Origin of the sequence: Lysobacter sp. GCM10012299 (assembly GCF_042649405.1) — a bacterium.
Taxonomy (GTDB): domain Bacteria; phylum Pseudomonadota; class Gammaproteobacteria; order Xanthomonadales; family Xanthomonadaceae; genus Lysobacter_J.
In genome coordinates, this window is record NZ_JBHRZC010000003.1 from 1 (window position 1) to 16,722 (window position 16,722).

General features: G+C 63.1%; 21 protein-coding genes. 5 read left to right on the top strand and 16 right to left on the bottom strand.

All coding sequences use genetic code 11. The features are described from left to right. Positions 1 to 222: 222 nt before the first annotated feature. The 9 genes from ACFOPO_RS08115 to ACFOPO_RS08155 form a co-directional block, all read right to left on the bottom strand. On the bottom strand, positions 223 to 657 hold the full coding sequence (locus ACFOPO_RS08115) for a DUF4826 family protein (RefSeq protein WP_386702691.1): 435 nt from the start codon (positions 655 to 657) through the stop codon (positions 223 to 225). Positions 658 to 1,423: 766 nt separating this feature from the next. Beyond that, positions 1,424 to 1,792 carry a hypothetical protein gene (locus tag ACFOPO_RS08120; RefSeq protein WP_386702692.1) on the bottom strand — a complete coding sequence of 123 codons (369 nt, stop codon included), beginning with the start codon at positions 1,790 to 1,792 and terminating at the stop codon, positions 1,424 to 1,426. Between the two features lie 173 nt (positions 1,793 to 1,965). Continuing rightward, the gene (locus tag ACFOPO_RS08125) at positions 1,966 to 2,400 is read right to left on the bottom strand and encodes a hypothetical protein (protein WP_386702693.1); all 435 of its coding nucleotides are present in this window, start codon (positions 2,398 to 2,400) and stop codon (positions 1,966 to 1,968) included. A 664-nt stretch (positions 2,401 to 3,064) separates the two neighbouring features. Further along, a complete protein-coding gene (locus ACFOPO_RS08130) occupies positions 3,065 to 3,463 on the bottom strand; it encodes a hypothetical protein (RefSeq protein WP_386702694.1) in 399 nt (132 codons plus the stop codon). Positions 3,464 to 3,541: 78 nt separating this feature from the next. Further along, positions 3,542 to 3,997: a hypothetical protein gene (locus ACFOPO_RS08135; RefSeq protein ID WP_386702695.1), complete on the bottom strand. Its 456-nt coding sequence runs from the start codon at positions 3,995 to 3,997 to the stop codon at positions 3,542 to 3,544. 180 nt (positions 3,998 to 4,177) lie between these two features. Then, positions 4,178 to 4,405 (bottom strand): hypothetical protein, encoded by a 228-nt coding sequence (locus ACFOPO_RS08140; protein ID WP_386702696.1) that lies wholly within the window; start codon positions 4,403 to 4,405, stop codon positions 4,178 to 4,180. A gap of 601 nt (positions 4,406 to 5,006) precedes the next feature. Continuing rightward, positions 5,007 to 5,375, bottom strand: coding sequence for a hypothetical protein (locus tag ACFOPO_RS08145; RefSeq protein WP_386702697.1), 369 nt, complete (start codon positions 5,373 to 5,375; stop codon positions 5,007 to 5,009). Between the two features lie 152 nt (positions 5,376 to 5,527). Continuing rightward, on the bottom strand, positions 5,528 to 5,956 hold the full coding sequence (locus ACFOPO_RS08150) for a hypothetical protein (RefSeq protein WP_386702698.1): 429 nt from the start codon (positions 5,954 to 5,956) through the stop codon (positions 5,528 to 5,530). A gap of 156 nt (positions 5,957 to 6,112) precedes the next feature. Next, positions 6,113 to 6,661 (bottom strand): DUF4279 domain-containing protein, encoded by a 549-nt coding sequence (locus ACFOPO_RS08155; RefSeq protein WP_386702699.1) that lies wholly within the window; start codon positions 6,659 to 6,661, stop codon positions 6,113 to 6,115. Here ACFOPO_RS08155 and ACFOPO_RS08160 point away from each other — a divergent pair. Next, positions 6,660 to 7,478, top strand: a complete 819-nt coding sequence (locus ACFOPO_RS08160) for an arginase family protein (protein ID WP_386702700.1) — start codon at positions 6,660 to 6,662, stop codon at positions 7,476 to 7,478. The genes ACFOPO_RS08155 and ACFOPO_RS08160 overlap by 2 nt on opposite strands. Before the next feature lie 36 nt (positions 7,479 to 7,514). Here ACFOPO_RS08160 and ACFOPO_RS08165 read toward each other — a convergent pair whose 3' ends face one another. Further along, positions 7,515 to 7,766 carry a YdeI/OmpD-associated family protein gene (locus ACFOPO_RS08165; protein WP_386702701.1) on the bottom strand — a complete coding sequence of 84 codons (252 nt, stop codon included), beginning with the start codon at positions 7,764 to 7,766 and terminating at the stop codon, positions 7,515 to 7,517. A gap of 348 nt (positions 7,767 to 8,114) precedes the next feature. Between ACFOPO_RS08165 and ACFOPO_RS08170 the strand changes: the two genes are divergently transcribed. Then, on the top strand, positions 8,115 to 9,152 hold the full coding sequence (locus ACFOPO_RS08170) for a glycoside hydrolase family 43 protein (protein WP_386702702.1): 1,038 nt from the start codon (positions 8,115 to 8,117) through the stop codon (positions 9,150 to 9,152). A 21-nt stretch (positions 9,153 to 9,173) separates the two neighbouring features. On the opposite strand, the gene ACFOPO_RS08175 is transcribed toward ACFOPO_RS08170, so the two are convergent. Together ACFOPO_RS08175 and ACFOPO_RS08180 are read right to left on the bottom strand one after the other, a co-directional pair. After that, positions 9,174 to 9,923 (bottom strand): glucose 1-dehydrogenase, encoded by a 750-nt coding sequence (locus ACFOPO_RS08175; protein WP_386702703.1) that lies wholly within the window; start codon positions 9,921 to 9,923, stop codon positions 9,174 to 9,176. A gap of 197 nt (positions 9,924 to 10,120) precedes the next feature. Then, complete coding sequence (locus ACFOPO_RS08180) at positions 10,121 to 10,960, bottom strand: LysR family transcriptional regulator (protein ID WP_386702704.1); 840 nt, start codon at positions 10,958 to 10,960, stop codon at positions 10,121 to 10,123. A gap of 109 nt (positions 10,961 to 11,069) precedes the next feature. Between ACFOPO_RS08180 and ACFOPO_RS08185 the strand changes: the two genes are divergently transcribed. Then, the gene (locus tag ACFOPO_RS08185; protein WP_386702705.1) at positions 11,070 to 11,564 is read left to right on the top strand and encodes a lipocalin-like domain-containing protein; all 495 of its coding nucleotides are present in this window, start codon (positions 11,070 to 11,072) and stop codon (positions 11,562 to 11,564) included. Between the two features lie 21 nt (positions 11,565 to 11,585). Beyond that, positions 11,586 to 11,930: a 5-carboxymethyl-2-hydroxymuconate Delta-isomerase gene (locus tag ACFOPO_RS08190; RefSeq protein WP_386702706.1), complete on the top strand. Its 345-nt coding sequence runs from the start codon at positions 11,586 to 11,588 to the stop codon at positions 11,928 to 11,930. Between the two features lie 162 nt (positions 11,931 to 12,092). On the opposite strand, the gene ACFOPO_RS08195 is transcribed toward ACFOPO_RS08190, so the two are convergent. The 3 genes from ACFOPO_RS08195 to ACFOPO_RS08205 are packed head-to-tail and all read right to left on the bottom strand — an operon-like array spanning position 12,093 to position 15,450. Continuing rightward, positions 12,093 to 13,769 carry an NAD(P)/FAD-dependent oxidoreductase gene (locus ACFOPO_RS08195; RefSeq protein ID WP_386702707.1) on the bottom strand — a complete coding sequence of 559 codons (1,677 nt, stop codon included), beginning with the start codon at positions 13,767 to 13,769 and terminating at the stop codon, positions 12,093 to 12,095. 53 nt (positions 13,770 to 13,822) lie between these two features. Next, positions 13,823 to 14,689, bottom strand: coding sequence for an NAD(P)H-hydrate dehydratase (locus ACFOPO_RS08200; RefSeq protein WP_386702708.1), 867 nt, complete (start codon positions 14,687 to 14,689; stop codon positions 13,823 to 13,825). Continuing rightward, positions 14,686 to 15,450, bottom strand: a complete 765-nt coding sequence (locus ACFOPO_RS08205) for a histidine phosphatase family protein (protein ID WP_386702709.1) — start codon at positions 15,448 to 15,450, stop codon at positions 14,686 to 14,688. The genes ACFOPO_RS08200 and ACFOPO_RS08205 overlap by 4 nt, the downstream gene beginning before the upstream one ends. Before the next feature lie 118 nt (positions 15,451 to 15,568). On the opposite strand from ACFOPO_RS08205, the gene ACFOPO_RS08210 reads away from it, so the two are divergent. Then, a complete protein-coding gene (locus tag ACFOPO_RS08210; RefSeq protein ID WP_386702710.1) occupies positions 15,569 to 15,787 on the top strand; it encodes a hypothetical protein in 219 nt (72 codons plus the stop codon). A gap of 78 nt (positions 15,788 to 15,865) precedes the next feature. On the opposite strand, the gene ACFOPO_RS08215 is transcribed toward ACFOPO_RS08210, so the two are convergent. Then, positions 15,866 to 16,636 carry a hypothetical protein gene (locus tag ACFOPO_RS08215; protein WP_386702711.1) on the bottom strand — a complete coding sequence of 257 codons (771 nt, stop codon included), beginning with the start codon at positions 16,634 to 16,636 and terminating at the stop codon, positions 15,866 to 15,868. Between the last annotated feature and the right edge of the window lie 86 nt (positions 16,637 to 16,722).

Below are 16,722 nucleotides of genomic sequence, written 5' to 3' on the forward strand. Positions count from 1 at the left end.
GCTTTCCGTGTAACAGATCCTTGCCCGGTACTTCATCTGCAACACTCCCGCTGCCTAGGCAGCTCTCAGTGTGTTGCATCGACCGGTTGAAACCGCAGTCGAAAGCGGACATTAGCACCAGTCAGGCGTCCAGCCCGCCCTAATGACCGCTATCGGCAAGCGGGCATTCGCCAACGCCAGAGTCTAGCCGGAGCGCGAAGCGGCTCCGGCTTCAATGCATCTTCAGGGCTCATCCCACAATTCTGTGTCTGTGGCGAAATCTTGGAGAAGTCCTGCGCGGGCCGCCAACAACGGGGCAAGCGCCACCCCGTCTGATGGGGCGCCCAATGAAAACCCAGGCGGGGATTGGCCTAAGGCCAAGCACTCGGCCGCGGAACGCCAGCGATGCGCAAAGGCAAGCATGGCATCACGAGGGTGTTTGATGGACGAGGCGGAAACGTAATCTGTCGGAAGATCGCCACAGATGACCCACCAGCCAACCCATCCGAGCTCGGAATGACTTTCGATGGCCCAGATGGATACGTACGGCGCAAAGTGCCAAGCAGGCCAGTCACCGATTTGGCCGTGTGTTACCTGCTCTGTTGCCAGGTACGCCGCTACCTGACTGCGACGGTCAGAGCACCACTGCTCTTCCACCGCCGGATCGTCGTAGTCCATCAATGAACCCCAGCAACCTAATTGGACAGAACCACGGGGCCGGTGCCTGGTGGCCTACCCGACCAATGACCGCTTTGGGTCGGAAGCGGACATTAGCACTGGTCCGACCGCCCCGCCCCGACCAACGACCGCTATTGACCACAAGCGGCCATTCCCCAACGTCCGGGTTGAGAGGGCCCGCAGAGCGGCGTCGGCTTGACTGAATTGTCAGTCTTCGTAGGTTTCCACGAACGTAGGACTTCCGATTGGAATGCAGTCTAACGAACGAGCAGTGATGCTAATCCGCGCGCCGGATGTAAACACGAAGTTCGCCGAAATATCACCTGAGATTGAGCATGGCAATTGGAGCAGCTCGAAAGATTGCGCCCCAATCCGCACAGAGCCGTCCGAAATGGCGCCGACGCAGTCCGGTGCTAGAACTGAACACTCGCTGTTGAAGAAGACTAGTTCGGCTGACTGGCAAAACCCCTGACCTGGATCAATGCCGGGCCGGCCGGCGCTGTGGTGAACATAAGCGCTGGAAAAGACAATACGTACACAGCCATCGATAGATTCGATGGACCGAACGTCAGAGTCGTGAAATTCGATTGCAGAGTTCAAAGGGGCAATCTGCCTAATAGGCGGACCCGGGGGTTCGGCTGGAATGCCTGGTCAATGACCGCTATGGGTCGGAAGCGGACATTAGCACTGGTTCGATTGCGCCGCCCGACCCAATGGCGGCTAACGGCCAGAAGCGGACATCACAGAACGGTCCGCGCGCGACGAATTAGTAGTGGCCGCGGCAAACCCATAGCAGTGGCTGGCGAGGCGCCTCAAGGCAGCACTCATTTGCTCCCGGACCGAAGTAGCTGAAGGAAAGCCGGTAGCTGCCGTCCAGTTGCTTGGCGTAGCTAAACAGTGTGCCTTCTGTATCCCCATGCCCCGATTCTTTGGGTACGAAGGTGAGGTACTTGGGATGCAACTCAGGCAAGGTCTCTGGGTAATGCCCTTTCTCAGCCATGAAATGCTCAAGAGCCGTAGCCACGCTGCTACCAAGCGCCTTACCTGCTTGTGCCTTTTGACCCTCGCCAGGCGCATCGCACGACGCAAGGAGCGATAGCGTTGCAACAAGCAAGATTGAAAGCATGGGTTTCATGGGACGAAAGACCACCTCAAAAGGACTTCTGGGTAGGGAGCGAGTCAGGGCTGGAACACGGCCTGAATGGCCGCTACGGGTCGAAGGCGGACATGAGCAGCAGTCCGACCGCCCCGCTCCGCGCGGCGCGATGGCCGCTATCGGCCAGAAGCGGCCATTTCTCGCAACGCCGCTCAAGGCATGCAAGTGACCTCAATGGTGTCGATGTTTGCGGACTTCACGGCGAATGCGAGCCAGCAACCCTCATCGAAGACATACCCCTTCGGCGCTCCGTCGACTTGCTCCACCCTCATCTCGGGCCCGTAGATGCGTTGGACGTCGACAAGGCGCATGCCCGGGCATGCGCCCACGGGAGTGCAATAACGACTACTGGACGAGAGCAAGCGTCCAACGCCCTTCTCGTCAAGACCAATCGTGAAGCCGGGGTACGTGAGGGTAACGGGCAGGTAATCGGTGGTTTCACTGACGCTCCGGCTTGCCGGCTTCCCGAGGGTACCGATCACGGATGATTCCGATTGACCAAGCGTGATTCCGCCGATGACCAGCTCATGCTGAGTGCCTGACAACGCGCCCAACGCAGCCAAGGCGAGCGGGAATGCAATTTTCATTCATACCCCCGTACGAGTTTGCGAAAGATGTCCGCTTTGGGTCGGAAGCGGGCATCACCACTGGTCCGACCGCCCCGCCCCGTCCCGCGCGGCGCGATGGCCGCTTTCGGCCACAAACGGCCATTCGCGAACGCCTGAATTATGCCGAGCCGCGGAGCGGCGTCGGCTTGAATGGATTGTTAGCCCTGCGCCGAGTTTGTAGAAGCCCCGAATCGCCAGGCACGCTCTCGCAAGCGTCAATAGCCTTGGGAAGCGGACTGGGGCGATGACGCCACAGGGTGCAAACCCCGCCGCATCCGTGGTGGAGGAACACGCCATCTGGGCTGCTGAGACAGGTAACAAGGCAGTCATCGAGGGCGGTGCAGCGGGCCTTTAGCGCGGAAATCTCGCACCGCTCACGCACTGACAGCGCTCTGCGCGGTTCCGCAGAGCAGTCGTGGAAGTGCCCGACGTCTCCCTGGTCGACTGGGAGGGCGGGAGGGTGCGGCGCTTGACTCGTAACGGAGCTGGGCGGTGAGGGTGCTGGCGCGCATCCCAGTAACAACAGGAGGGCCGCAGATAGGACCGTCAGGAGTCGCTGATAGGTCACTGGTAGGCCTAACACCATATAGACGGACCCGTGGGTCCGGTGCAGTGAAACATTGCACCACCTCGTTTGCCGGGATCAGCTTTCCTGCAATCGACAGTGCGGACCTTCGGATGGTACGTACACAGCGTTGTTCCGCGTCCGCGGCGATGTGAACCTCATGGTCGCATGGTCATCGCCTGCATCCAGCACGAGGGCGATGGGCCCCTTCTCCAGCGGAATCAGCAGGAACACCAATCCATTCTTCACGAAATAGGTATTGGTGTGCGCGCGGCATCGATCGTCGTACGTCGCAAACGTGCCGTCACTTCGAAAGGTGATGGAGTCCGGCGGCCCCTGATCTTCGTCGACGGTCTTGGTCCACGTCCCGACAAGCCACTGAGGAGCAAGGGGACTTTCCGTCGCGCTTGCCATCCCGACAAGCACAAGTAATGGGGAGGCCAGCAATGTGAGGCGAGTACGATTGAGTCCTTTCATGGCAAAGATCAGATGTCCGCTTTGGGTCGAAAGCGAACATTAGCACCGGTCCTGGCGTCAGCCCTGCCCTAATGTCCGCTAACGGCCAGCAGCGGCCATTCGTTCTCTATCGGCCTTGAGTGGAATGGTTCTGCCTTGGCTACGAACGAACCGATAGAGGGCGACAACATCATCAACATGGCCCTGGAGTGCATTTGCGAGGGCCTCGTCGTGCGACAGGCCTGCGTCCCGATAGCTGTTTCGAAGGCAGGCGTAGTCAACGTAGTAGGAAAGATATGCGCCGCCTGTCTTGCCAGTCGAATCCTCGAGTGTGATCAGGTCCTCGCCATAGATCGAGTACGCAAAGCCGAAGTTGAAGGTCACATGACCGTTGCTAAACCGGTGATTCTCGGTGCCTCGCATGGTGTCGGTTTCGGCAATGAAACCGACGTAGTTGAACCCATGCTGGGTAAGCAGGTTAGTCAGCGCCGGGACGGTGAACCTTGACTGCTTGGACCGGCCCGATTCGTGTTTGAAGATACGAAGAAAGTCCATCCGATCCGACCATTGAGAGGACGCGCAGGTCCCTGGTATGCGTCTGGCGCCACAGCCCATGGAATGGACTGCGACTTCCGATTTAGCTACAGGCTGAGATTAGCACCGGCCCTGGCCCCCGCCCCGCAGTCGGAAGCGGACATTAGTACGAGTCCGGCTGCCTTCGGCTTGAATGAATTGTTAGCCGCTATTGCCGGGTTGAGCGAAACCGTCCAACGCCCAGCGCAATGCGATCAACACGCCGCCGGGAAGAACCAGGCCGAGCCAGGCGAAGATACCTAAAGCCATGCCCAGCTCCCCATTGTGTGCGCCCGCCGTAACAAGCAGCGCCGTCCTCGTTGAAATCGCTATGAGCCAAACGGCCCAGCCGACCAAGTAAAGCCGTGTGATGCCCCTCTTCCAGTTCATTAGACTCCCCCATGTGCGGCGACCTACCCAGACCTAGATGGGTCCGCGGGTCTGGGATTGAGCTTATGCAAGCAGAGTCCGGCTAACAAGCCGACGTATACCGGAATGAGCGAACCGAGCCGGAACGGTGCCGTCGAATGGCTGCTTTGGGTCGAAAGCGGACGTTAGCACCGCCCCCGGCAGTGGATCTAGCCGAGCGTCCGGTATCGGCCAGAAGCGGACGCTCGCAAGCGCCCCCACTAAGCCCAACGGCGTCAACGGATTCTCAGGCCGGCGGTCCCTTGCGGCCCTTGGAGAATGGCGACCAGCCTGTTATCGCCACGATGGGGCCGCCAGTCGCTTTCCACACAAAGTTCAAGAGATGACGCACCTTCTCCCTAGTGTTGAAGGCATTCGCGACGGCTGCCCTGCGGCGAGTACGCTGATCGATCTTTTGGCGCGCCACCTGCGCCAAGTGATCCGCTCGCAACTTCGCCTTCTGGTCTCTCCTCAGCTTTGGGCGATTGCTCACATTGACCCTTCGATATCGAGTCGTGCCAAAGACCCCAACGGGCCGGAAGCGGAATCCCGTGACCAAGGCAATCCGGTCATTCGGCGCGACCTAATGCGCATCTTTCGCGTCAGTAGAGGCCATACCATCGATGATCTTGAAAAGACGCTGCAATGGTGCGGGCCATGCGGCGATGCTCTGCTCGAACTGCGCTTGCCAGCGCCGGCACGTATCCACATCAATGAAGCAGCGCTTCAAGAGGGCGATGGACCTGGCCGCCAGGAACATGCCAAGAAACAAGCTTCCAAACAGCATGAAAAACTCGACCACCTGATCCGTGCCGTGATAGGAGCCACCCACCGGGTTGCCGATCATTGCAGATGTGGCCAGGGCACCCAGGAACATGGCCCCCGGACCGCAAACAATTACGATCACGCAGAAGCCGAAGCTCCAAAGCTTGTCAGTTACGTGGTCCGGCATCTTCAAAGCTCACCCCCCCATTCGCCGAGCGTGAAATGTCCGCTTCGGGTCGGAAGCGGACGTTAGCACTGCGCCGGCCGTCGCGCCTGGCCCTATGACCGGTAGCGGCCAGAAGCGGAGGTTCGCATTGACGGCCTGTGGCGTTGCGAGCTTCAGCGGGAATAGGTGCGCCAATGCAAGACATTAGCGCCGGACTTGCTAATCGCGACGAACCGATATTCTGTGTGATCGGCTTGGCATCGGAAGAACACATATGAACCATCTAGCGCATCTTCGGAGGGCCACCAGTCGCGACCTATCCGCGCCGGAACAGTGTCCACGTACGGGACCGGCTTGCAGTCCGAGGACAGATGGACCTGGCTGCCGCTTGGCATAGCGAACGAAAGCTCGCTCACGTTCGAATCGAGGTTGTGCACCTCGCGAAGGTCGGTCGCGTCCTGAGGAATCCAGTTGGGAATCCATCCCTTCTCGACCATGCCTGCATCGATCGCTTCCTTGGCCGTGCTGAAGTGCGTGTCGAGCGTTTCCAGAGCGCAAGCAGTTAGCCACACACAAACCACCGAAACGATAGCAAACCTCACGGCGTTTCCCCTTGATGTCACTTAGCTAGATGCCCGCTTTGGGTCGAAAGCGGAAATTAGCACTGGTCCTACCACCCCGCCCGACCCTATGGCCGCATCGGTTAGAAGCGGCCATTCGAAGCACCTTGCCCTGTCTCGGGCCGCCCCCCGTGGATATCAGGGCAAACTGCGAGGATCGTCCTCTTGCCCATAGATGTCGAAGTCCAAGGACAGGTGCAGTGACGCGCACTTTTCAAGGAGTTCTGGCTTGAGCGAGAAGCCGCCATTGAAGGCCTCCAGGAAGAACCCGATGAACAATTCGGCACAACCGCCCGTCACGGAGTTCAACTCAATGGCGTCGCGGAACTGTTCCAAATGGATCAGCACTGCGAGCAATGAGGTCTCGAAATCCGACTCGCCGACTTCAATCGAGGCGCACCAATAGGAATCGGAGCGCACGCCATCGAGCGACGTGCCGCGCGGTGAACTGCGAAGCTCCCCGGAGGTCCATTGGCGGCCCGGTTCGATGCCAATCAAGTTTGTGAAATGCGACAGATCCGCAGATGGATGTCGAAAGCGAAGCGAAACCTTATAGCGGTATGGAAACAGAAGGTCCTCCAGAGAGGTGGACGGCGCTCGAAAGGCCGCTTTTAGTCGAAAGCGGACACTACCACTGCCCACCAAGCCCGGGGCTATAGTGGCAACCTGACAGGAGCGCAGAACCATGCCGTTCGACCTCAGTCTTTCTTACCCGCAGTGGCAGGGATCGGGGCGATACGAGAACCTGCCGCGCGGCGCCGCGGCGGCCGCGGACGTCTGCGGACGGTTCGCCCCGCTGGTCCGGGTTCCGCCTGCGCATGGCGATGACGAGGCCGATGACGAACTGCTCCACGGCATTCACCGCTGGCCAGCGATCTTCGCGCAGTTCCGCAGTGCGCAGAACATCCTCGCCAGTTCGGGCGCCAGGCGCGTCCTGACCGCCGGAGGCGACTGCGCCGTGGATGTCGCAGTCATCGACTATCTGATGGGCGTGCATCCGGATCTTCGGGTCATCTGGGTCGATGCTCACCTCGACGCCAACACACCAGAAACCTCGCCCAGCGGTAACTTCCACGGCATGCCGGTCAGCGCGATTCTGGGGCGCGCGCCTGGACCGATGCGGCCGTACCTCGGAATGCCCCTCGAGCCGTCCCGCTTCCGCTACGTCGGCATCCAGGTGGGTGACGATGGCGATTGGGAACTGCAACGTGAGCTGGACCTGCAGCGGCTGGACCCGCAGGCGGCCATCGACGGACCGGTGCACATCCATTTCGACCTGGACGCACTGGATCCGCTTGAGTTTCCCTACGTCGCCTATTCCGACGGAAAGCTGCGCGTTGATGATGCGGTCGCGCTAGTAGGGCGCATTGCACGCGAAGCGGATCTGGTCGGCTTTACCGTGACCGAGTTTGCTCCCGCAGACGAGGATGAGGCCCGCGCCGGGAGCCGGGTGATAGAACGTCTCTGCGAGGCGGTGGTCGCTCCGAACGCCCAGGCCAAGTAAGCCCTGATGCACATCGTGTGGAGCAGCTCCACCCGGTCAGCGGTGCGGGCACCCGGGCCAACAGCATGGCCTGCGCATGCCTCCTCGCATCTTGTCGATGCCGACCTCGATGCGACGTTTCCTGGTCGCTTCCTGTTTGGGTGAAGTGACCCAACAGATCCACTCGTTCCGTGCCAATGGCGTGATGTCGGCCCAGAGGGTCGTGGCCGCGGCATCGGCTTCGATGGCTTCCCGGAGATCAGCAGGCAGCTTGTGGACCGTGCCCCCAGCGAGTTTTTGAGCGGTCATATGTCACCGATATCACTATCTGTTCTTGTTCCCGTGCCGAAGCCGTTACACCAGTCAGAACTGAAGCTGCTGGAACCAGAGTTCCTGGTCTCCATTGGGTTCACTGAGCCGGCGCGTACAGGACGCGCGATTCATATTGTCATAGTCACCGGCTGCATCGGTACATGGACCGCATCCGCCGGAGCCTCTCCGGCAATAGCGCAGTTCACCAGGTCGAAGTCTGCAGCGCTGCCAGGGCCCGGCGCGATCAGGCTTGCCACTGCAAGCATCCATGTCATGCGCATGGCACTAATCCCCCAAGATCGTTGCTGGTGGCATTCTATACACAGCGTCCTCCGGGGAAAGACCGTGCACCTTGAGTTCCGCCCACTACCCGTGCTCGGCTGCATTGCGCTGACGACCGCACTGCTTTGGATTGCGGCCGAACCGGCAAACGCACGGGATGATGCCAGGGCCGCAATCGCCACGCCCAAGGGCAACCCGCTCTTCCACGACAAGTTCACCGCCGATCCGGCTCCGCTCGTCGCAGGCGACCGGCTGTACCTGTATGTCGGCCACGACGAGGCCCAGCGCGACGAGATGTTCAACATGCGCGATTGGCTGGTCTATTCGACCGCCGACATGAAGACGTGGACGGATCACGGCCCGATCATGAAGGCGACCGACTTCAAGTGGGCGAAGGCCGACGCCTGGGCTTCGCAGGCGATCGAGAAGAACGGCAAGTTCTGGTTCTATGCCGCGGTCGAGCACGACGATACCCAACCGGGCAAGGCCATCGCGGTCGCCGTGGCGGATACGCCTACCGGTCCGTTCGTCGATGCGAAGGGCGCTGCGCTGATCACCAACGACATGACGCCCAAGGGGACGCACAGCTGGGAGGACATCGACCCGACGGTGTTCACCGACGACGACGGAACCACCTGGATCGCCTGGGGCAATCGGCAGTGCTACATCGCCAGGCTCAAGCCCAACATGATCGAGCTCGATGGCCCGATCACCGACATCACCCCGCCCCACTTCGAGGAAGGTCCCTGGCTGCACAAGCGCGGTGCGCTGTATTGCCTGACGTACGCCTCGCTGGACCGCTCGAAACACCGCGACGAGAAGGTGTCCTACGCCACCGCTCCCTCGATCCAGGGGCCGTGGACCTACCGCGGCGAGCTGACAGGCTCGGGCAAGTACAGCTTCACCATCCATCCCGGCATCGCCCAGTTCAAGGGCAACTGGTACCTGTTCCTGCATAACGCCGCGCTGGCCATCGGTGACCAGAATGGTTCGATCGGCAGGCGCGCGGTGACGGTGGAGTACCTGCAGTACAACGCAGACGGGAGCCTGAAGCCGGTGGTGCAGACGGAGGCCGGCATATCTGTTCCGCCTCCCCGGTAGACCGCGGCAGGCCTGGCGGCATCAGGTCAGCAACATACCGCCGTCGACGTTGAGCTCGATGCCGTTGACGAACGTGCTGTCGGCGCTGGCCAGGAAAAGTGCAGCCCGGGCCAGCTCATCCGGTTCGCCCAGGCGTCCGGCAGGAATCAGGTCCGCCATGGTCTGCAGGAACGCGGGACGCTCAGCCTCCGGGATTCCGAGCTTGGACAGGATCGAGGTGTCCACCGGGCCTGGGCTGAGCACGTTGACGCGTATCCGTCGCTCGCGCAGTTCCAGCGCCCAGCTACGGGCGAATGCGGTGATGGCGGCCTTGGTACCGGCATACACGGCGTGTCCCTGCAGTACCTTCGTCGCTGCCAGAGAGCTGGTCAGGATGATGCTTCCGCCGTCCCGCATGACCGGCGTTATGGACTGCACGCCAAAGAAGACGCCACGCGTGTTGACGTTGAACTGGGCGTCGTACTCGTCGGCGGTCACGCCGGCCGAGTGCGCGATCGTGATGACGCCGGCGTTGGCCATGTACACGTCAAGCGCGCCGAACCGGTCCTGCACGGTCTTCGCCACGTGGGCGTGATGCTCGATGTCGGCGACATCGCCCTGGATTCCGATGGCATCGTGACCGATCTGGCGCACCGCTTCGTCCAGCGCATCCTGCCGTCTTCCCGTGATGATCAGCTTCGCTCCCTCGGCCGCGAACAGCTGCGCTGCTGCCAGACCGATGCCACTGTTGCCGCCGGTAATCAGCGCGACCTTGCCTCGCAGACGTTTCATTGGAGCACCTGGAATGTGATGTCTTGTAGGCCCTTTATATGGCCCGATCACGCTTCAAACAGTCGTCCGATCGGCACCTCGCTGTTGCCGCGGAGTAAACAATCAATGGCCACCTGGTCCGTGGCCTGCGCCGGGCGTCCCTTGCCCGCTGCAGCAGATGGGCGCCGGCCCATGAGATCAAGCCATGGGGCCAGCCTTCACTGGAATGCCAGCGTCAGCACCCGCAATGCATCGCGCGTCCGCCGGTCGCTGAGGTTGCTGTAGAGCATCACGTCCTGTGATCGGATCGTCGGCAGCGATAGCTGCCCGCTGACATCGACCGTACCCGGCGGCGCCGCGCGTCGCGCCAGCAGTGCCACCGCGAGTCCGGCGACGGCAGCGGCGCCCAGGATCGCGGCACCCTTTCCGACGAAGACTTCGCGCCATTCGATGCCGGCCCGGTCAAGCGTGCGCACGGCCTCCATCCGGACGCGGCATGACTCGCCTTGCGTCGCCAGCGGCAAGGGTTGCCCGGCGCGCGGCTCCCATCCGGCCGCGGCGAACCACGAGAAGGTTTCCGCGAACACGATCTTGCCGCGCTTGCCGCGATCCTCGGGGCGCAGCACCAGCACGGCGTCGAGTTCACCCCGTTCCTGGGCCTGCATCAGTTCGTTGGTGCCGGCGATGCGGATCTCGACCAGCAGGTTCGGATCGTGGTCGCGCATGCGCTTCAACAGGAGCGGCAGCTCGCTACCAACCAGCTGCTGGTTGATGCCGATCGCCAGCCGGCGCTGTTCGGTCTCGAAGGCGGCGGCCGCGCGGTCGTGAGACGACACCAGCTCGCGTGCGACACCGAGGAAGGCCAGCCCCTCGACCGACAGCCGGACATGCCGCGGCGTGCGCTCCAGCAGTCGCCGGCCCAGCTGCTCTTCCAGCTTCCGCAGCTTCAGGCTGACGGCGGACTGGGTGGTGCCCAGCACGTCGGCAGCCCGGGTGAAGCTCTGCAGGTCGGCCGCCAGGAGGAACGCCCTGACCGCATCCACGTCCATCGCCTTCATCTGGATCCATTCGATTCTGAAATGGCAGATATCCTTGTAGATCGGTTTTTCGAATCCATCAAGCGCCCTAGGATGGGCTCGTCGATCCCCATCCCGAGGACTCACCGCCATGAAAACCCTGACCGGCGCAATGGTCGCAATGCTTGCGGGCCTGGCTGCGCGCGACGCGCCAGCGCCGACAAGCGCATTTCCACTGCAAGGCACCTGGACCCTGGTCGCCGCGGACAAGATCCTGCCGAATGGCGAAACCACCCGGGACTACGGCGAAAGCCCCAAAGGCAGACTCGTCGTCGACGCCAAGGGGCGGTATTCGTTGCAGATCTTCAAGTCCGAGCGCCTGCGTTTCGCCAGCGACAGCAAGGCCGACGCCAGCACCGACGAAATGAAGTCCGCAGTGATGGGCAGCAGCACCCATTACGGCACGATGTCGATCGACGAACGCGCCGCGGTGTTGGTGTTCGCGATCGAAGGCTCGTCCTTCCCCAACTGGGAAGGCACCATCCAGAGGCGCCAGTACACGTTTGACGGTGCCGAGCTGCGTTACAAGGTGCCACCCCGGCCAGATGGAAGCATCCCGCTGTCCGTGTGGCACCGCCTCGACTGAGGCTTCAACCAAGGAGACAACATGCCGCACTTCGTCGTCGACTGTTCCAAGCGACTCCTGGGGATCCAGGACGAAGAATCGATCATCACCCGGGTGCACAGCGTGGTGAGCGCCACGGGCCTGTTCGAGGAATCGGACATCAAGGTTCGCGTGCACCCGTTCGAAACCTGCTTCGTCGGTGGCGGGCGCGAAGACTTCATCCACACCTTCGCCTGGATCATGGAGGGGCGCACCGTCGAGCAGCGTGCTGCCTTGTCGAAGGCCATCGTTAGTGAGCTGGCCGCGATGTTTCCGGGCCTTGCCCGCATTGCCGCGAATGTCGCCGAGTTCGAGAAGGCGACCTACTTCAATCGCGCAATGATGTGATGGAGATCGGGGTTGCCCCAACCGCATCGCCATCGCCCGCTGTGACCTGCAGGTCGCCTGGGTTTCAAGCGACGGCGAAGAGGCGCGTTACTTGCACTCGCCGGACGTCGACCATTCGACGCTGGTCCTGAGCCTGTCCCGATCCTGGTGACGCTGGCGCCGCTATGCGGCGCGTGTGCCGCGGGACACGATATCCAGCGCGACCGCCTCGGCCGTGCGGATGCCGTCGACGCCCGCCGACAGGATGCCGCCCGCGTAGCCGGCGCCCTCGCCTGCCGGGAACAGGCCGCGCGTGTTGAGGCTGTGGCCGTCTTCGCCACGCGTGATGCGCACCGGTGAGGAGGTGCGCGTCTCGACCCCGGTCAGGATCGCGTCGTGCATCGCGAAACCGCGGATCTGCTTTTCGAACGCCGGCAGCGCCTCGCGGATCGCTTCGATTGCATATTCGGGCAGCGATGGTGCGAGGTCACCGAGGCGCACGCCGGGCTTGTACGAAGGCAGCACCGTGCCGAACTCGCTCGATGCCCGACCCTTGAGGAAATCGCCCACCAGCTGCCCCGGCGCTTCGTACTCGCCGCCGCCGAGCTCGAACGCACGCGCTTCCCAATGCCGTTGCAGCTCGATGCCGGCCAGCGGGCCCTCGCCGTAGGGCGCGTAATCGTCGGGCGTGATGCCGCAGACGATCGCCGCATTCGCGTTGCGTTCATTGCGCGAGTACTGGCTCATGCCATTGGTGACCACACGCCCGGGCTCGCTGGCAGCGGCGACCACCGTGCCGCCCGGGCACATGCAGAAGCTGTACACCGAGCGGCCGTTGCGGCAATGGTGCACCAGCTTGTAGTCGGCCGCTCCGAGCAGCGGATGCCCGGCCTGCGGGCCGAAGCGGGCGGTGTCGATGAGCGATTGCGGATGCTCGATGCGGAATCCGATCGAAAAGGGCTTGGCTTCGACGAACACGCCGCGCGCGTGCACCATCGCGAACGTGTCGCGGGCGCTATGGCCCAGTGCCAGCACGACGTGGTCGGCGCGCAGCTGCTCGCCGCCCTGCAGCGTCACGCCGCGCACGTGGCGCGACCCGTCGCTGCCGGTCTCGATCAGCAGATCGTCGACCCGCTGGCTGAAGCGGATCTCGCCACCCAGCGATTCGATCGTCGCGCGCATCTCCTCCACCATCGACACCAGGCGGAACGTGCCGATGTGCGGCTTGCTGACGTAAGCGATCTCTTCCGGCGCGCCGGCCTTGACGAACTCGTCGATGACCTTGCGCCCGTAGTGCTTCGGATCGCTGATCTGGCTCCACAACTTGCCGTCGGAGAACGTGCCCGCCCCGCCCTCGCCGAACTGCACGTTGGATTCGGGGTTCAGCACTTTCTTGCGCCACAGGCCCCAGGTGTCCTTGGTGCGCTCGCGCACGGCCTTGCCGCGCTCGAGCACGATCGGCCGGAAGCCCATCTGCGCCAGCACCAGCGCCGCGAACAGACCGCACGGCCCCATGCCGATGACGAGCGGGCGCAGCGGAAGGCCTTGCGGCGCGCGCGCGACGAACTTATAGCGCGTGTCCGGCGTGGGCATCACCTTCCTCCGGTCGCGGCTGCGCGCGAACTCCGCGGCTTCGGCGTCCAGTTGCAGCTGGCGGAGGATGTCGGCCTCGCGCGGGGTGTCCACGTCGATCGAATAGATCAGCACGATCGCGCCGCGCCGGCGCGCGTCATAGCTGCGCTTGGCGACCGTATAGCCGGTCATCTCGTGGTCGGCGATGCCAAGGCGCGCCAGGATCGCGTCGCGCAGGTCCTGCTCGGAGTGGTCCAGCGGCAGGTTGAGGTCGGTAAGTCTGATCATGTTGAATTTTAGGCCGGGAGGGCTGATGTCCGCCATGCCCAAAACCCACCCGGTCAGGGCTCGTGCGACCCACGATTGCCCGCAAGTTCACGCAGCAGGGGAGGAATCATGGCAGGCAGTTCCCGCGCAAGCAGCCCCACTTCGCCGACCTGCTGCTCGAACCGACTGCCTGCCATGCCGTGCAGGTACACGCCCCACTGCGCCGCCGTCACCGGCGAGGCGCCGCGCGCGGCGAGTCCGCCGATCAGGCCGGCCAGGACATCGCCCGACCCCGAAGTGCCCAGGGCAATGCTTCCACCTGCATGCTGCCAGGACGAGCCATCCGGCCCGACCACGTGCGTGGTCGCCCCTTTCAGCACCACGATGCATCCCGTGTCGCGGCTGTACTGCGTGGCGATCGTGAGCGGATCGTGCTGCACCTGCTGCAATGACAATCCGGTGATCGCGGCCATCTCGCCTGCGTGAGGCGTGAGGATGCAGCGGCCGGTGGCCTGATGGTCGTCCTTGATCGCACCCAATGCACCGGCGTCCATGACCACCACGCCGTTTGCGGCACCGACCAGCAGGCGCACGTCGCTCCACCATTGCGTCGTAGGTTCGCAACCCGGACCGATGATGATGGCGTCCGCCTCGGCGGCGGCTTGCATCAAGGCCGGGCTCAGTTCGGCGATTTCGCCTTCGGCCGCCTCCGGCAGCGGAAACACACGCGCCTCCGGCATTGCCACCGCCAGCAGCGGCGCGACCGATCGCACACTGGCCAGCTGCAGTTTGCCGGCACCTGCGCGCAAGGCCGCCGTGCCCGCCAGCAGCACGGCACCGGGAATCTCCGCCGAGCCCCCGACGACGAGGACACTGCCGCGGCTTTCCTTGCCATGGCTGTCGTCCACGTCCGGCAACGGGCACGTGGGGCGGTCGCTCATTTCGGGCCTGCCGGGCGGTCGGGGGCGCGTGTGACTTCGGCTTCCGCGGCCAGTTCCGGCGCGACGAAGTTCGCCCGCTGCAGGACGAAGCGCGCCTGGTCGCCCTGGCCCTCCAACGCGTATTCGGTGACGGCGCAGTTCGGCACATCACCCTCGGCGTCAATGGCCAGGATCGCCCGCTCGTCGAGGCACTCGAGCAGGTAGCGGAAGCAGTTGACGATGACCTGGTGGGCGACGATCAGCACGCGATCGCCGACATGGTCTCGACGCAGGACCTCGACGATGCTGCGCAGCCGCAGGATGACATCACACCAGCTTTCACCGCCCGGGGGTCGGAAGTAGAACTTGCCGACGCGCTCGCGCTGCTGTGCCAGCTCGGGGAAGGTCGCGATGATGCCCTGCTTGGTATAGCGATCGAGGATCCCGAATTCCTTCTCGCGCAGGCGTTCGTCGATTCCGATGTCGACGTGCTCGCCTGCCAGGTGAATCGCCACGGCACGGCAGGTGTCCACTGAGCGGACAAAAGGGGAGCTGTAGAAGACGTCCGGCTGCAGGTAATTGGGTTGACTGGCAAACCAATGCGCCAGCGCAATCGATTGCTGCTCGCCGAGGGATGAAAGTGGCGTATCGGCATCGCGGGTCTGGATGTCGATCAAGCCCAGCCCGCGTGCCTCGGCCTCGTCGCGTGCCGCATTACCGGCACTCTGTCCGTGACGCACGATCCACAGCCGGGACGGCCAGTCCGAATGCTTCAGGCTCAAGGCGTCACTTCCTTATCTGTGGCCGGCTGAATGCGCCTGGCGTGGCATTAGGGTCACGCTGTCCCCGTGAACTTAGCGTCCATGCGCTATCCAACGGGTGCCAGCGCATAATTCGTGAATGGCCCTGTCCCTCTATGAGCTTGAATCGCGCCTTGCTGCGCTGGACGGGGCCATGGCGACGTTGCGAGCGCAGTACCCGGCCCGCGAGGATCTGCTGGTGGCCGTGGCGGCCATTGCCGACGACATACGGGACGACGCTGGTGAGCATGCCGAGTACGTGTCATCCCGGCTGATCGCCATTCTGCTGGAAAACGACTTGGGACCGAGGGCCGGATAGGCGCGTCAAAACGACGCGTGGACTCAAGCGCCCCGATAAGATGGGGCGCCTGAGTCGCCATCACACTGCGCAGTCGGCTCAGCGGCCGTCGCGGTCGGCATCACCTGGTAACACGCGCTCGACGTTGTGCCACGCGTCCTTGACCGCGGCCTTGGCTTCGGTCCAGGTCAGGCGGGACTCGCCCTTGACGGCGTTCCACTGCCGTTCGAGCTTCGGTTCGGCTTCGTCCCACTGCTGGTTCGGGTAGTGGGTACGCGCAGCAGTGCCGTAGCGGTACGCCGGGCGGTAATCATCGAACGAGGCTCCGGAAACCCGATACGGCGCCTGCTCGAACTGCGTGCCGTAGTACTGATCAGTCTCGCGGAATGCGCGATGCGTGCGGTCGCTGCGCTCCCATGCATCCCTGACCGGCCCTTGGGCGCGGTTCCAGTCCAGCTTGGACGATCCGCGCGCTTCATCCCAACGCTGCCGCAGCTCCGCCTCGAGCGATTCGTCCCAGGCGCGATCGGTCATCTGCGAGCGCGTGCTCGCGCCGAGGGCGAACGCCGGGCCGTAGTCGCTCTGGTAGTCGTACTGCGGGTCGTAATAGGGGCGCGTCTTGTATTGGGTGCTCCAGTACTCGTTTTCGAGCGTGGGATCGAGTTGCTCGGCGACGGCCTTGCCCGCGAGCGCGCCGGCGACAGCGCCGATACCGCCACCGATCAGCATTCCGATGGGGCCACCGAATGCGCCGATCACCGCGCCGGCGGCGGCACCGCCTACGCCACCAACGCCTACGCCGACCGGATGCGATCCGGGGGTGCCAGTGATGGGGTCGCGATTGAGGTCGTTATCGTGTTGCGTATTCATGCAGGTGCTCCAACTGGGGAACGACGACTGTTGCCTGTTGGCAGTGAGCACACTGTGCGCGACCCCCTTTGAAAGAGAACGCGTGC

Excerpts from the sequence above, each read along its gene's own strand:
- ACFOPO_RS08115 (WP_386702691.1), bottom strand. The coding sequence starts at position 657 with ATGGACTACGACGATCCGGCGGTGGAAGAGCAGTGGTGCTCTGACCGT.
- ACFOPO_RS08120 (WP_386702692.1), bottom strand. The coding sequence starts at position 1,792 with ATGAAACCCATGCTTTCAATCTTGCTTGTTGCAACGCTATCGCTCCTT.
- ACFOPO_RS08125 (WP_386702693.1), bottom strand. The coding sequence starts at position 2,400 with ATGAAAATTGCATTCCCGCTCGCCTTGGCTGCGTTGGGCGCGTTGTCA.
- ACFOPO_RS08130 (WP_386702694.1), bottom strand. The coding sequence starts at position 3,463 with ATGAAAGGACTCAATCGTACTCGCCTCACATTGCTGGCCTCCCCATTA.
- ACFOPO_RS08135 (WP_386702695.1), bottom strand. The coding sequence starts at position 3,997 with ATGGACTTTCTTCGTATCTTCAAACACGAATCGGGCCGGTCCAAGCAG.
- ACFOPO_RS08140 (WP_386702696.1), bottom strand. The coding sequence starts at position 4,405 with ATGAACTGGAAGAGGGGCATCACACGGCTTTACTTGGTCGGCTGGGCC.
- ACFOPO_RS08145 (WP_386702697.1), bottom strand. The coding sequence starts at position 5,375 with ATGCCGGACCACGTAACTGACAAGCTTTGGAGCTTCGGCTTCTGCGTG.
- ACFOPO_RS08160 (WP_386702700.1), top strand. The coding sequence starts at position 6,660 with ATGCCGTTCGACCTCAGTCTTTCTTACCCGCAGTGGCAGGGATCGGGG.
- ACFOPO_RS08155 (WP_386702699.1), bottom strand. The coding sequence starts at position 6,661 with ATGGTTCTGCGCTCCTGTCAGGTTGCCACTATAGCCCCGGGCTTGGTG.
- ACFOPO_RS08165 (WP_386702701.1), bottom strand. The coding sequence starts at position 7,766 with ATGACCGCTCAAAAACTCGCTGGGGGCACGGTCCACAAGCTGCCTGCT.
- ACFOPO_RS08175 (WP_386702703.1), bottom strand. The coding sequence starts at position 9,923 with ATGAAACGTCTGCGAGGCAAGGTCGCGCTGATTACCGGCGGCAACAGT.
- ACFOPO_RS08180 (WP_386702704.1), bottom strand. The coding sequence starts at position 10,960 with ATGAAGGCGATGGACGTGGATGCGGTCAGGGCGTTCCTCCTGGCGGCC.
- ACFOPO_RS08185 (WP_386702705.1), top strand. The coding sequence starts at position 11,070 with ATGAAAACCCTGACCGGCGCAATGGTCGCAATGCTTGCGGGCCTGGCT.
- ACFOPO_RS08190 (WP_386702706.1), top strand. The coding sequence starts at position 11,586 with ATGCCGCACTTCGTCGTCGACTGTTCCAAGCGACTCCTGGGGATCCAG.
- ACFOPO_RS08195 (WP_386702707.1), bottom strand. The coding sequence starts at position 13,769 with ATGATCAGACTTACCGACCTCAACCTGCCGCTGGACCACTCCGAGCAG.
- ACFOPO_RS08200 (WP_386702708.1), bottom strand. The coding sequence starts at position 14,689 with ATGAGCGACCGCCCCACGTGCCCGTTGCCGGACGTGGACGACAGCCAT.
- ACFOPO_RS08210 (WP_386702710.1), top strand. The coding sequence starts at position 15,569 with ATGGCCCTGTCCCTCTATGAGCTTGAATCGCGCCTTGCTGCGCTGGAC.
- ACFOPO_RS08215 (WP_386702711.1), bottom strand. The coding sequence starts at position 16,636 with ATGAATACGCAACACGATAACGACCTCAATCGCGACCCCATCACTGGC.